Below are 13,289 nucleotides of genomic sequence, written 5' to 3'. Positions count from 1 at the left end.
GCCGTAGGCGAAGGGGGTGAGGAAAATCATTATTCGGCGGCTTCGGGAAGGGCATCCGGGAGATTGTCGGGATCTTCTTCCGCATAGGAAGACAGTTCGACATTGAGGCCCAGCGAGCGCATTTCCTTGACGAGCACGTTGAAGCTTTCGGGAATGCCGGCCTCGAAGGTGTCGTCGCCCTTGACGATCGCTTCGTAGACCTTGGTGCGGCCGATCACGTCATCGGACTTCACCGTCAGCATTTCCTGAAGCGTGTACGCCGCGCCATAAGCCTGCAGCGCCCACACTTCCATTTCACCGAAGCGCTGGCCACCGAACTGCGCCTTACCGCCCAGCGGCTGCTGGGTGACAAGCGAGTACGGCCCGATCGAACGCGCGTGAATCTTGTCGTCGACAAGGTGATGCAGCTTCAGGATATACATATATCCCACCGTCACCTTGCGGTCGAAGCGGTCGCCGGTGCGGCCGTCGTACAGATCGACCTGACCCGACCGGTCGAGACCGGCGCGTTCCAGCATCGCCGACACGTCGCCTTCGCGCGCACCGTCGAACACCGGGGTCGCGAAGGGCACACCCACCGAAAGATTCGAGGCAAGATCGACGACCTCTTCCGAGGTACGCGCCTTGATCTCGTCCGCATATTCATCGCCATAAGCGTGAAGCAGCGCTTCGCGTACCGCCTCGGGCGGGGCTCCCGCCTCGGGGTCGGGGTTCGCCATGCGCCAATCCTCGAGCGCCGCGGTGATCGTGCGACCGAAGCCGCGCGATGCCCAACCGAGGTGCGTTTCGAGAATCTGCCCGACGTTCATGCGCGACGGCACGCCCAGCGGGTTGAGCACGAAATCGACGTGCGTCCCGTCTTCGAGGAACGGCATGTCCTCGATCGGCAGGATGCGGCTGATGATGCCCTTGTTGCCGTGACGGCCGGCCATCTTGTCGCCCGACTGCAGCTTGCGCTTCACCGCGACGAAGACCTTGACCATCTTGAGCACGCCCGGGGCGAGTTCGTCGCCGCGCTGCAGCTTTTCGACGCGATCTTCATACTTCGCGCTGATCCGCTTGATCGCGTCGTCATACTGCGCCTTGATCGCTTCGAGGGCGGCCTGAGCATTGTCTTCGACAACGGCCAGCTTCCACCAGTCGGCGCGGTCGAGGTCGACGAGCATCTCTTCGGTGACGACGTCGCCCTTCTTCAGACCCTTCGGCACCGCGCTGGTCGCCTGACCGATGAGCAGTTCCTTGAGGCTCGAGAAGGTCGCACGATTGAGGATCGCGCGCTCGTCGTCGGCATCCTGCTTCAGACGCTCGATCTCTTCGCGTTCGATCGCGATCGCGCGCTCGTCCTTGTCGATACCGTGACGGTTGAAGACGCGGACTTCGACGACCGTGCCCGACACGCCCGGCGGCAGGCGGAGCGAGGTGTCGCGCACGTCGCTGGCCTTTTCACCGAAGATCGCGCGCAGCAGCTTTTCTTCCGGCGTCATCGGCGATTCACCCTTGGGGGTGATCTTGCCGGCCAGAATGTCGCCCGGGCCGACTTCGGCGCCGATGTAGACGATGCCCGCTTCGTCGAGGTTGCGCAGCGCTTCCTCGCCGACGTTCGGGATGTCGCGCGTGATGTCTTCGGGGCCAAGGCGCGTGTCGCGTGCGGTGACTTCGAATTCCTCGATGTGGATCGAGGTGAAGACGTCGTCCTTCACGATGCGTTCGCTGATGAGGATCGAGTCCTCATAGTTGTAGCCGTTCCACGGCATGAATGCGACGAGCACATTCTTGCCGAGCGCCAGTTCGCCGAGTTCGGTCGACGGACCGTCGGCGATGATGTCGCCCGCGCGGACGATCTCGCCCACCTTCACCAGCGGACGCTGGTTGATGCAGGTGTTCTGGTTCGAACGCTGGAACTTCTGGAGACGATAGATGTCGACGCCCGACTTGCCGGGTTCGACCATATCGGTCGCACGGATGACGATACGCGTCGCGTCGACCTGGTCGATCACGCCGCCGCGGCGCGCCGCGATGGCTGCGCCCGAATCGCGCGCAACGGTTTCTTCCATTCCCGTACCGACAACCGGAGCCTCGGCCCGGATCAGCGGCACAGCCTGACGCTGCATGTTCGATCCCATGAGCGCGCGGTTGGCGTCATCGTTTTCCAGGAACGGAATGAGCGACGCCGCGACCGAAACCAGCTGCTTCGGCGACACGTCCATCAGCGTGATCTGATCGCGCGGGGCCATCAGGAACTCGCCCGCTTCACGCGCCGAGATCAGTTCGTCGATGAAGCTGCCGTCGTCGTTGAGATCGGCGTTCGCCTGCGCAACCGTGTGCTTCTGCTCTTCCATCGCCGACAGATAGACGACGTCGGTCGTGACCTTGCCGTCGACGATCTTGCGGTACGGGGTTTCGATAAAGCCGTACTTGTTCACGCGTGCGAAGGTCGCGAGCGAGTTGATCAGACCGATGTTCGGGCCTTCGGGCGTTTCGATCGGGCAGATACGGCCATAGTGCGTCGGGTGAACGTCGCGGACTTCGAAGCCCGCACGTTCGCGCGTCAGACCGCCTGGCCCGAGCGCCGACACGCGGCGCTTGTGCGTCACTTCGGACAGCGGGTTGGTCTGGTCCATGAACTGCGAGAGCTGCGACGAGCCGAAGAATTCGCGAACCGCTGCCACGGCCGGCTTCGCGTTGATCAGGTCGTTCGGCATCACGGTCGACACGTCGACCGAGCTCATGCGCTCCTTCACGGCGCGCTCCATGCGGAGCAGGCCGACGCGATACTGGTTTTCGAGCAGTTCGCCGACCGAACGGACACGACGGTTACCGAGGTTGTCGATATCGTCGATTTCGCCCTTGCCGTCCTTCAGGTTCACCAGTTCCTTGACGACGGCGAGGATGTCGTCGCTGCGCAGCGTGGTGACCGTGTCCTCGGCTTCGAGGCCAAGGCGCATGTTGAGCTTGACGCGGCCCACGGCCGACAGGTCGTAACGCTCGGGATCGAAGAACAGGCCGCCGAACAAAGCTTCCGCGGTTTCACGCGTCGGCGGTTCGCCGGGGCGCATCACGCGATAGATGTCCGAAAGCGCCTGGTCGCGATCTTCGGCCTTGTCGGCCTTCAGCGTGTTGCGGATCCACGGACCGGTGTTGTTGTGGTCGATGTCGAGCAGGACGAGCTTGTCGATGCCCGCAGCGTCGATCTTTTCGAGATTCTCGGCGCTCACTTCGTCGCCGGCCTCGATGTAGATCTCGCCGGTCGACTCGTTGATGAGGTCATAGGCGCTGTAACGGCCGAAGATTTCCTCGGTCGGGATCAGCAGCGTGTCGAGACCGTCCTTCGCCGCCTTGTTGGCAAGGCGCGGGCTGATCTTGTGGCCGGCAGCGAAGACGACTTCGCCGGTTTTGGCGTCGACGACGTCGAACGCGGGCTTCGCGCCGCGCCAGTTTTCGACCATGAAGGGCACGCGCCAGCCGTTTTCGGCGCGCTCGAAGACGAGGCGGTCATAGAAGTGGTTGAGGATTTCCTCGCCCGACATGCCCAGCGCGTACAGCAGGCTGGTGACCGGCAGCTTGCGCTTGCGGTCGATACGGACGTTGACGATGTCCTTGGCGTCGAATTCGAAGTCGAGCCACGAACCGCGATACGGGATCACGCGCGCGGCGAACAGGAACTTGCCCGACGAGTGGGTCTTGCCGCGGTCATGGTCGAAGAGCACACCCGGCGAACGGTGCATCTGCGACACGATAACGCGCTCGGTGCCATTGACGAAGAAGGTGCCGTTCTCGGTCATGAGCGGCATGTCGCCCATGTAGACGTCCTGCTCCTTGATATCGAGGACCGAACGGGTGTCGGTTTCGCTGTCGACTTCAAAGACGATCAGGCGCAGCGTGACCTTCATCGGCGCTGCATAGGTGATGCCGCGCTGACGGCATTCCTCGACGTCATATTTCGGCGCTTCGAGTTCGTAATGGACGAAGTCGAGCTCGGCGGTGCCGGCAAAATCGCGGATCGGAAAAACGCTGCGCAGCGTCTTTTCGAGGCCCGAAACATAGCCGACCGAGGGGTCGGACCGCAGGAACTGCTCATAGGATTCGCGCTGCACCTCGATGAGGTTGGGCATCTCCACCGCTTCGTGGATGTTGCCGAACAGCTTACGGATTCGCTTGCTTGCGGTTGCTTCGAGGGCCTTGCCCACCGACTTCGCCTTGGTCGCCATAAGTGATTGTCTCGCCTGTCAAAAATCAAAATCGCGAGCGCTTCGACGCGAAAAAAGCCGCAGGCAACCGTTGCCGGTTTACCGCAGCTTTCCACGCCTGTCGAAATCCCCGCCGACCTATCCGTACAGCCCGCTGCGCAAAGTCAGGCTCTATCTCGGACGATGGGGTGAGGTCGCGATATAGGATTGGGTGGACGCGCTGTCAACGGGACCGCGGCGAAGTGATGAGATGAACGACAGCAAGGGGTGGAGAGCTGACGAGGCAACTTAGGCTCGCGGCGATCGCAACTGCCGGGCGAGCGTGAGCACAAAGCGTTTCGTGAGGTAAAGATACCAGACCACACCGGGCAGCAAAAATGGCACAACCCAAAACGTGTTGTGGACATTGATCCCGGTTGCATATTCGAACGTAAACATGATGCCTCCGCCCAAAAAAATCGGCCATAGACATTCCAGTTTACCGTAGCCGCTCCACGGCGGGTCGCGCTCCATCTCAGTTATGAGGCGATCGTGGTATCGTTTCAGCCAAGTCACTCTTGAGATTACCCTATACGTCGTTCTCGAAGACGTATGGCAATTAGAACGTGTCCGCAATCGGTCGTTAGCCGTCGCCGCCTAAAACACCCCCTTCAACAACGCCGCGGGATTACGCCGCAGCGCCGCCTCCTCGCCTGCCATATAATGAAAAATGCCTTTGAGCGCCTGTTCGGTCACCGACCGCGTCAGCCCGTCGCGCGTCAGCCCGGCCGAGGCCATCAGCTGGTTGCCCTTCGACAGCTGGTCGAGCTGGCGATAGGCGCCGACATTTTCCAACGCCGATCCGATCAGCGGCGACACTTTGGTGAACAATATGCTGCCCGCGCTCGTCTGCAGATAGCGCGTCGCTCCATCGTTTTTCGTCACCAGCCCCGGCGCGTCGGTCCAGCGCAGATTGTCGATCGCGGCGCGAAACACCGGCTTCGCCTCGCCCGCAGCCCTGCCGCCCGCGTCGTTCAGGCTTTTGGTCAGATTGCTCGTGAGCCCCAGCTTGTCGCCCATGCCAAAGAGTTTCGACGCCAGTTTTCCGCCGGCACCCGGCAGCAGGATGCGCACTGCGGTATCGCGATAAAAGGCGCCCGGTTCCGCGAGCTTGTCGAGCGCGCCGTCGGACGCACCCGCGATCAGCCCCTTCACCCCACTCTTCGGCAGCTTCGCCATCGCCCACGGCGCGTGGATCAAAGCGAACGCCCCGATCGCGCCGATGAGCAGCATCCGCCGCGCCATCATTGCTTCGTCCGATTCCATGATGCGATCTCCACTGCCCAGCGTTCGATGACAAGCAGGCGAACCAACAGCTCCGTTGCCGGAGAATAACCGACCTAGTTGGATAAGCCCAGTCGAACATACGTCCGTCCGGTAGCCTTCAGTCCGCCAGTATGGGCGACATCATATTCGAACCAGACAAGCCCCACCGTCCCGTTCAGCCGTCGAAGCGTGATTTCACCACTTGGCGCGAGAGAAACGCTCAGCCGCCCTGAAAATTTGTCTGGTACGCGGATCGAAGTCACCTTCAGCTCGTTCCGGTCGACCCCGACAATTCCAATGCCCGATATCCCGCTATCATTGCAAAAGGGCGGGGAATTATTGCCATTGCCCAGCGAGCAATCCGCACGAAGAGTAACAATTCCACTTAACGCGATGCGGTCGATCGATCGCAAGTCGGTAACAGCCACAAGACTGTGCAAGACCAATACCGGCAAATAGGAATATGGCCGCGTTTCGATTTTCGGGGCGGGGATCTCCGCGAACTCGCGAAACGAGGTCAGCATCGACTCAATTGTAATTGAATCCGCATCGGCGGTTGAATTGCGCCCCATGATGACGTCGAGGATCGTGGGCAGCACCACAAGCCGATAACCATGCTGAACGTCGGCTGCACGCCGCGGTTCGGTCAAATACTGGTCTACTGCGGAACCATATCTCGCAAGGAGATCTGCAATGGCACGACGGGCATCCGGGGAAGCGAACCTCGTCGTCAGAGGCATATGCTCGAGAAGCGAGCGGATCGCCGATGCGTTATTCAGATCCACTCTTCCCGATCGGAACTGTTCGCCGATTGTTGCCTGAAAGGTGTCAAAAATAATGCTGGAATCGGGTTGCACGCCCTGATCAGATGGTCGGCTCAGCGGAGCCAAGGCGGAAAGCTTGAGATTATACGCTGTGACCCGTCTCCCGAGCGCTGCGGTGTCGGCATTGTTGCTCGACATCGCGGCGACTGCTGCAAAGCTCGATATCTCGCGAGCGCTCAGGCCCAGGCCGGTGTTCGCTGCCACCAAATCATCGTCGATGGACCGGAGCAACGTCGTGACGGGAGACAGGTTGGTCGCGCCTTTCGGAGCAGAGAGATACGCGAGATAGTATCCGCTGAGCATGTCGACGCCGACGGCTCGCATTGCCTCGGTCGGGTTCACCGTCACTTCTTTGCCGTCGTTACCGTCGATCGTCACCGGACCGAACTGGCCGGATGTGTTGGAGTACACATACACGTCCCTGAACACGGTATCACCGGACGGGATAACGTCGCCAAATACGCCATTCTTGTTGGAATCGAACGTCACAGTACCAATGATCGCTGCACCGGCCCCCACTGAGAAAACCGAGCCGGTTGGCGTGGGCGTGGGAGTAGGAGTTGGCGTCGGAGTGGGGGTGGGCGTCGGTGGGACTGTGACAGCACCCCCGCCGCTCGAGCTTCCACCCCCTCCGCATCCTGAAACCATAGCGACGATTGAGACAGCCGCAATCGTCCGAAAAGCTCTGTAATTTAACATCCCGCCCCCGCATTTTGGATGGAACGCGCCTAGCAAGGAAGTGCTGGAATCTCCAAAGGATTTTGCCCTGATTTCGGCAGCCGCGAACAGCGTTCGCCGACAAACGGTGCGGGGGAACAGCCCCTTCGCTCGAAACCCGATACTAGGCCGCGCTGCGCAGCCGGTTCCGCCCTTCGCGCTTGGCGACATAGAGCGCCTTGTCGGCACGGTGCAGCAGTTCCTCGACGTCGGCTTCGCCGTCATAGACCGCCAAGCCGACGCTGATCGTCGCGTTCGGGAGGTCGTCTTCGGCAGCGGTTCCGGCCTCGACCGCCTTGCGGACGCGCTCGGCGACGATTTCGGCAGCTTGCGCGCTCGACCGCTGGAGGATGCAGACGAACTCCTCGCCGCCGATGCGGCCGAGCATGTCCGCGTCGCGAAGCGCCGCCTTGGCGCGCTGGGCGACGCGGCGGATCACATCGTCGCCGACGGCATGACCATGCGCGTCATTGATCCGCTTGAAATGGTCGATATCGAAAATCGCGACGGCAAGCGGCGCACCATGGTCGCGCGCGCCGGCGAGCGCCTTTTCGAGCGACGCCAGCGTGTGGCGGCGATTGGGCAGTCCGGTGAGCATGTCGGTATTGGCGACGCGTTCGGCCGCGCTGCGCGCTGCCTCGAGAATGCGGGCATTTTCGACCGTTTCCGTCACGTCCTGGACGGTGCCGAAAATAGCGGCCGCCTTGCCGCCCCGGCCCGTTTCGATCGAGCCGTGCGATTTGACGTGCCTGATCTTGCCGTCGGCGCGCAATATCCGTCCCTGAAATTCGAAAGGCTGGCCGGTCCGCACGGCCTCCGCCAAAATCTTGCGCACCGCCAACCGGTCCTCGGCCACATATTGTTTGACGCTATAGTCGACGTCGACCGGTATGCCGGGTTCCAGTCCGTGTATGCGATAGCTCTGATCCGACCATGTGATCGTCCAATGGACCAGGTCGACGCGCCAATGCCCGACCAGCGCCGCGGCCTCGGCCTGGAGCAGCCAGCGGTTGCTCTGCTCGAGCCGCCTCGAAAGCCGCCGCTGCACGACGAGCAACGCGGCGAGCGGCAGCGCGACGACCAGCATCGACAGCAGGTAGAATTGCAGGAAGAATATCTTGACCTTCGGCTCACCGTCGATGGCCGCGATCGGGCCAAAACCCTGCGCCGTCAGCAACGAAGCGATGATCGTGACAATCAATATGCCGGCGGCGGCGCCGAACGGCCCGAGGCGGTAGGATGCGACAATGACCGCCACATAGGGCAGGAAATTGACCGGAAACTGCGATTGCGAAAAGCAGATAGCCGTGATTGCGGCGGCACCCGTCAATATCGCCGTCGCTTCGGTTTTCATGCCGGCCGGCGCATTGCTGAACGCATTCGACACGATAAGCCGCGCGAGCATGACAATCGGCGGGGTGACGATCAATATGCCGAGCGCGACCGTCGTCAGCCAGGACAGGAAAAAATCGAAGCCGGTGCCGGCGGACAGTGTCGCTATGCCCGCGCCAACGAAACTTGCAGCCAGCGCAGCGCCGCAGAAACGCACGACATCGCGCGGCGCCGTAAAGGATAGTTCGCCGGGTTCGCGCCGACGCAACAGCCACAGCGCGACGGCCGCCTCGACGCCATTGGCGAGAACGAAGGCGGCCGACATCGCGAACGCCGTGCCGCCGAGCATGTTTGCGGCCATGCTGGACGCCGCCATGCCAGTGAAGGACGCGATCCGCCAGCGCGCGGGCATGAGGAGGAGAAGGGCAAGAAAATAGCCGCTGGGCGGCCACACCGCAGCGATATTGTCTGCTCCCTTGGTCGCATACAGCGACAGGCTGGCCAGCAGGAAATATCCCGTTGCGGTCAGCAGGAGCCAAAAGATCGCTTCGACTCTGGGGGGCAGCGACCGGGTCATGCGCCCAGATAACCAAAAACCGGAAAAGAAACCGCTAAATTATGCCGGCTGTGTCTGCCCCCCGGTCGCGCCACACGATCGGGCGGCCCTCAGCCGACCCCGCCAAAGGTCAGCCCGACCACTTCGGCGACCTTCGCCTCGTCCCATTCGATGCGCCGGTCGAGGATCAGCATCGCGAGGCCATGCACCAGTGCCCACGCATGGAGCGCCGCGGTATCGGGGTCTCGGGCGCCGGGAAGCGCCTCGCCGACCCCGGCGCGGAGCAGATTATAGGCAACTTCGCCGCCATCGCCGCCCTCCTTGCGCTCGGACATCTGGCGCGTGAAGCTCAGCCGGAACAGCGCCGGCTCGTCGTGCGCGAAGCGGACATAAGCGATACCCGTCGCCTTGAACCCCGCAACCGCGCCGCCCGCCTTCAGCCACGCCTGCGCCTGCAGCGCGCCGAGCCGCCGCAGCCCTTCGTCGGCGAGCGCGTCAAGCAGCGCCTCCTTGTCGGGGAAATGCCGGTACAGCGCGGTCGCGCTCACCCCGACGTCGCGCGCCAGCGCGCGCAGCCCGAGTTCGGCGCCGTCGCCTTGCTCCAGCCGCTTCAGCCCCGCCGCGATCACCGCCGCGCGCAGGTCGCCATGATGATAAGCGCCCGCCGCCTTCGCGCCGTCGCTTTTTATGTTGACACTGTTATCTTTGCTTGCCATAATGTTGTCACTGTAAACATATCGAGTCGTCCGCACAAGCCCCCCGCCCCGCGGCGCTTCTCCAACATCCGTAAGGAGCAATATCATGGCAAGCAACGTCGAAACCCTGATCCGCGGTGCGGTCGTGAAAGGCATCGGCAAGGTTGCCGACTTCAACCGCAAGCGCCTGCCCCGCCCCACCGACGCGCACCCGTTCCTGACGGGCATCCACAAGCCGATGACCGAGGAGGTCACGCTGGAGCAATTGCGCGTCGAGGGCGAGATCCCCGCCGCGCTGACCGGCCGTTACCTGCGCAACGGGCCGAACCCGGCGGCCGCCCCCGATCCCGCCAGCTACCACTGGTTCACCGGCGCCGGCATGGTCCACGGCATCCGCATCGAAGGCGGCAAGGCCGACTGGTATCGCAATCGCTGGGTCCGCGGCGCAGAAGCCTGCGAAGTGCTCGGCGAGGAACTGCCCCCCGGCCCGCGCGCCGACGGTAACGACGCGCCGAACACCAATGTCGTCGGCCTTGCGGGCCGCACCTTCGCCATCGTCGAAGCCGGCGGCAAGCCCGTCGAGCTCGGCTATGAACTGAACACGATCGCACATAACCCGTTCGATGGTACATTGGCCGGCGCCTATACGGCGCATCCGCATCACGACCCGCTCACCGACGAAATGCACGCGATCACCTATCGCGGCGACGAACCGAACAAGGTCTGGCACGTCGTGCTCGACAAGGACGCCCATGTCATTCGCGAGGAAGCGATTGCGGTCAGCGACGGCCCGTCGATCCATGACTGTGCGATCACCCGGAATTACGTGCTCGTCTTCGACCTGCCCGTCACTTTCTCGATGAAGATGCTGCTCGGCGGCTATCGCTTCCCCTATGCGTGGAACGATAATCATCGGGCGCGCGTCGGCCTCCTCCCCAGGAAAGGCAGCGGCGACAGCGTCATCTGGGTGCCGGTCGAGCCCTGCTATGTCTTCCACCCCGCCAACGCCTATGAAACCGGTGACGGCAAGGTGATCGTCGACGTCGTCGCGCATGAGACGATGTTCGCGATTTCGAAACGTGGCCCCGACAGCGAAAAGTCGCGGATGGAACGCTGGACGATCGATCCGGTCGCCGGAACGACCACCCGCACCGTCATCCACGACCATGCGCAGGAATTCCCGCGCTATGACGAACGGTTGACGACGAAGCCCTATCGCTACGCCTATACGATCGCGATCCCCGATGGGAAATCGGCCGAATGGGCGCTCGCCGACACGCGGCTGTTCAAGCACGACTTGGACAAGGGCACGACCGCCATCCACGATTTCGGCCCCGGCCGGCATCCGGGCGAGTTCGTCTTCGTCCCGCGCAGCGAAAGCGGCGCCGAGGACGACGGTTGGCTGATCGGGCTGGTCGTAAACATGAATGACGAGACGACCGCGCTCGTCATCCTCAACGCCGACGACTTTAGCGGGTCACCGCAAGCTGTTGTGCACCTGCCGCACCGGGTTCCCCCCGGCTTTCACGGGAACTGGGTCGCGGATTGACGATATCGGGGCGCTTCATCAACGCCTCGGTCACGCGCAGCGACCTTTCATTATCGACATCGATCGCCGTCGCCCCGTTGCTCACCAGCAGCGGGGCGATTTCGACGTCCAGATGGCGCGAAATCCGCTGGAAGATGCGGTGGATCGGACCGAGCCCGAAGCGGAAACGGAGCAGGTTGATCAGGCCGAATGCCTGCATCACGCGAAACGGCTTCTTGATGAACTGCCCGCCGCCGCGAAACGCCTCTGCGGCGCGGAGCGCGTTCGGATGGCCGAGCCAATAAGCGTTGCAGTTCGATACCGCGACGTCGGAAAACTCGTAAAAACGCCGCTGGCCTTCGGGATGGACCGCCAGCACATCCTCACGCCGCGCCAGTGCGACCCCGGCATCGGCGCCGAGCCGCGTCGCCTCGGCTTCGATCTCGGCGATCGTCGCGGGGGTCAGCAGGCAATTGTCGGCGGTCGTGACGAGCAGCGGGAAGCTGGCCATGCCCGCGACCGCGAGAACCGAATCCGCCAGATTATCGGCCGCGGGAACGACGATCAGCCGGTCGCCGAGCAGGTCGACCACCGGGTCGTTCAATTCAGCGAGCAGCGCCGCATGATGCGTCGAAACGAACACCTGCCGCGCATTGCTGTCGGCCGCACTTTCCAGGACATGCGCGATCATCGGCCGGCCGGCGACCGGCACAAAGCATTTGTCGCCGACGCCATATGCCTCGGCGAGCGCATCGACCGCCCCGGGGCGGCGGCCGGCGAGGATCAGGATCGAACCGCTCATGCGGCGTTCCGCCGCGCCGCGGCGGGCGCAATCTGGCGAAGCATGCTTTCGGCGACGATCGTTTCGATCAGCGCCGCGTGGGAGAAGCCCGCCGCGACGGCCGAGCGCGAGAACAGTTTTTCGGACCAGAGATTGCAGTTGAGATTGACCTCGAGCAGCCGGACATCGCCGGTCGTGTGATCGACGCGAAACTCGAACCGGCCATAATCGAACGGACGAAATATGTCCGCCATTCGCTCTGTATAGTCGATAATCTGCGCCGCGATCGCCGGATCGTCGAACCGCTTGATGCGATATCCGACGCTGCCGACGAGGTCGCGCTTTTCCTGATAGGTGCGCAGCTGCGTCGGATCGTCCTGCTCGAAAATCATCATCGGCAGCATCGCGGGTTCGCCATCGAGCGTGATCACGGGCACTTCGATGTCGCTGCCGTCGATAAAGGGTTCGACGAGCGCATCATGGTCGAGCGCGTGGATTTCGGCGACCGCCTGCGCAAGTTGAACGCGGTCGTGCGCGTCGCGAACGCCCCACGACGCGGAGCTGTTGTTCGGCTTGATCACCCAGCGCCGCGCCGGCGGGCAGCGCGACACGTCGACGGGCGCACCGCGGCGGAACAGCACCCAGGGCGCGGTCGGCACGCCGCGCGCCGCGGCCTCGAGCTTGGTCAGATGCTTGTCGTCGGACAGCCCGCGCACGATCGGCGAGGCGCCAAGGTACGGCAGGCCGTGCTGGTTGCAGAGCAAGGGCAGCAGCATTTCCGAATTAAAGAAGCCGCCGCGATTGAGCAGCGGGAAGACGAAGTCGGCGGCGGGCCGGTCGAACAGCGCGGCATAGCTGTCGGCGATCAGCAGTTCGATGCCGATCCCCTCGAGCGTTTCGCGCATTTCGCGGTGGTAGGGCGCGTGATTGCCGTCATCGGCATGCAGTCCGCCGGTCCAGCGCGCATGTTTGGCGATGAAGAGAAGCCGCTGCGTTTCGCGCAAATGGTTCGGCAGCCGGGTCGGGGCAAGGTTGCTGGTTTTCATGCGCGGCTTTGATCACGCCGAGATTGCGCCGGAATGACGAATTGGTGACCCGCGCGACACCAAAACGCAAAATCCCTGTCATATTGAAGCGCATGCCCTTGGAAATGCGCGCTCGCGGAACCGGCCGGGCGATCGGTTGCACCGGTCCGCCCGATCGCAAAAATGGTGTCGCTGCACGACCAGCTGCACCTGAATCCTCGCCGCGCCGTTCGGCAGCCACGGCTCATCCCGGAAATCACATTGCCCGAGCAGCATTTTCGGCAGGTGGCTCGTTCGTCCTTCACTATGACAAGAAATATCGCCCTCTCCCGCCCCGCC

At 62.9% G+C, this 13,289-nt stretch carries 9 protein-coding genes; 1 reads left to right on the top strand and 8 read right to left on the bottom strand.

From position 1 onward, the window contains the following. Nucleotides 1–29: 29 nt before the first annotated feature. From rpoB to ATE70_RS23660, 6 genes are all read right to left on the bottom strand, one after another. Nucleotides 30–4,208, bottom strand: a complete 4,179-nt coding sequence (gene rpoB / locus ATE70_RS23685) for a DNA-directed RNA polymerase subunit beta (RefSeq protein WP_058539957.1) — start codon at nucleotides 4,206–4,208, stop codon at nucleotides 30–32. 267 nt (nucleotides 4,209–4,475) lie between these two features. Then, nucleotides 4,476–4,700 carry a hypothetical protein gene (locus tag ATE70_RS25330; protein ID WP_058539956.1) on the bottom strand — a complete coding sequence of 75 codons (225 nt, stop codon included), beginning with the start codon at nucleotides 4,698–4,700 and terminating at the stop codon, nucleotides 4,476–4,478. A gap of 123 nt (nucleotides 4,701–4,823) precedes the next feature. After that, nucleotides 4,824–5,492 (bottom strand): DUF4197 domain-containing protein, encoded by a 669-nt coding sequence (locus tag ATE70_RS23675; protein WP_058539955.1) that lies wholly within the window; start codon nucleotides 5,490–5,492, stop codon nucleotides 4,824–4,826. A 74-nt stretch (nucleotides 5,493–5,566) separates the two neighbouring features. After that, the gene (locus ATE70_RS23670; RefSeq protein ID WP_058539954.1) at nucleotides 5,567–6,805 is read right to left on the bottom strand and encodes a hypothetical protein; all 1,239 of its coding nucleotides are present in this window, start codon (nucleotides 6,803–6,805) and stop codon (nucleotides 5,567–5,569) included. Between the two features lie 352 nt (nucleotides 6,806–7,157). Next, the gene (locus tag ATE70_RS23665; RefSeq protein ID WP_058539953.1) at nucleotides 7,158–8,942 is read right to left on the bottom strand and encodes a sensor domain-containing diguanylate cyclase; all 1,785 of its coding nucleotides are present in this window, start codon (nucleotides 8,940–8,942) and stop codon (nucleotides 7,158–7,160) included. Nucleotides 8,943–9,031: 89 nt separating this feature from the next. Continuing rightward, nucleotides 9,032–9,637 carry a TetR/AcrR family transcriptional regulator gene (locus tag ATE70_RS23660; RefSeq protein WP_058539952.1) on the bottom strand — a complete coding sequence of 202 codons (606 nt, stop codon included), beginning with the start codon at nucleotides 9,635–9,637 and terminating at the stop codon, nucleotides 9,032–9,034. Nucleotides 9,638–9,722: 85 nt separating this feature from the next. On the opposite strand from ATE70_RS23660, the gene ATE70_RS23655 reads away from it, so the two are divergent. Further along, nucleotides 9,723–11,165, top strand: a complete 1,443-nt coding sequence (locus tag ATE70_RS23655) for an 8'-apo-carotenoid 13,14-cleaving dioxygenase (protein ID WP_058539951.1) — start codon at nucleotides 9,723–9,725, stop codon at nucleotides 11,163–11,165. Here ATE70_RS23655 and ATE70_RS23650 read toward each other — a convergent pair. Together ATE70_RS23650 and ATE70_RS23645 are read right to left on the bottom strand one after the other, a co-directional pair. Then, nucleotides 11,086–11,946: an NTP transferase domain-containing protein gene (locus tag ATE70_RS23650; RefSeq protein WP_082639443.1), complete on the bottom strand. Its 861-nt coding sequence runs from the start codon at nucleotides 11,944–11,946 to the stop codon at nucleotides 11,086–11,088. The genes ATE70_RS23655 and ATE70_RS23650 overlap by 80 nt on opposite strands. Further along, nucleotides 11,943–12,971: a D-alanine--D-alanine ligase family protein gene (locus ATE70_RS23645; protein WP_058539950.1), complete on the bottom strand. Its 1,029-nt coding sequence runs from the start codon at nucleotides 12,969–12,971 to the stop codon at nucleotides 11,943–11,945. Before ATE70_RS23645 ends, ATE70_RS23650 begins: the two co-directional genes overlap by 4 nt. Nucleotides 12,972–13,289: the final 318 nt, after the last annotated feature.

The organism is Sphingopyxis sp. H053 (genome assembly GCF_001468225.1).
Taxonomy (GTDB): domain Bacteria; phylum Pseudomonadota; class Alphaproteobacteria; order Sphingomonadales; family Sphingomonadaceae; genus Sphingopyxis.
The sequence above is the reverse complement of the archived record's forward strand: the minus strand, read 5'-3'. Positions and strand labels throughout refer to the sequence as shown.

Excerpts from the sequence above, each read along its gene's own strand:
- ATE70_RS23665 (WP_058539953.1), bottom strand. The coding sequence starts at position 8,942 with ATGACCCGGTCGCTGCCCCCCAGAGTCGAAGCGATCTTTTGGCTCCTG.
- ATE70_RS23660 (WP_058539952.1), bottom strand. The coding sequence starts at position 9,637 with ATGGCAAGCAAAGATAACAGTGTCAACATAAAAAGCGACGGCGCGAAG.
- ATE70_RS23675 (WP_058539955.1), bottom strand. The coding sequence starts at position 5,492 with ATGGAATCGGACGAAGCAATGATGGCGCGGCGGATGCTGCTCATCGGC.
- ATE70_RS23650 (WP_082639443.1), bottom strand. The coding sequence starts at position 11,946 with ATGAGCGGTTCGATCCTGATCCTCGCCGGCCGCCGCCCCGGGGCGGTC.
- ATE70_RS23645 (WP_058539950.1), bottom strand. The coding sequence starts at position 12,971 with ATGAAAACCAGCAACCTTGCCCCGACCCGGCTGCCGAACCATTTGCGC.
- rpoB (WP_058539957.1), bottom strand. The coding sequence starts at position 4,208 with ATGGCGACCAAGGCGAAGTCGGTGGGCAAGGCCCTCGAAGCAACCGCA.
- ATE70_RS23655 (WP_058539951.1), top strand. The coding sequence starts at position 9,723 with ATGGCAAGCAACGTCGAAACCCTGATCCGCGGTGCGGTCGTGAAAGGC.
- ATE70_RS25330 (WP_058539956.1), bottom strand. The coding sequence starts at position 4,700 with ATGGAGCGCGACCCGCCGTGGAGCGGCTACGGTAAACTGGAATGTCTA.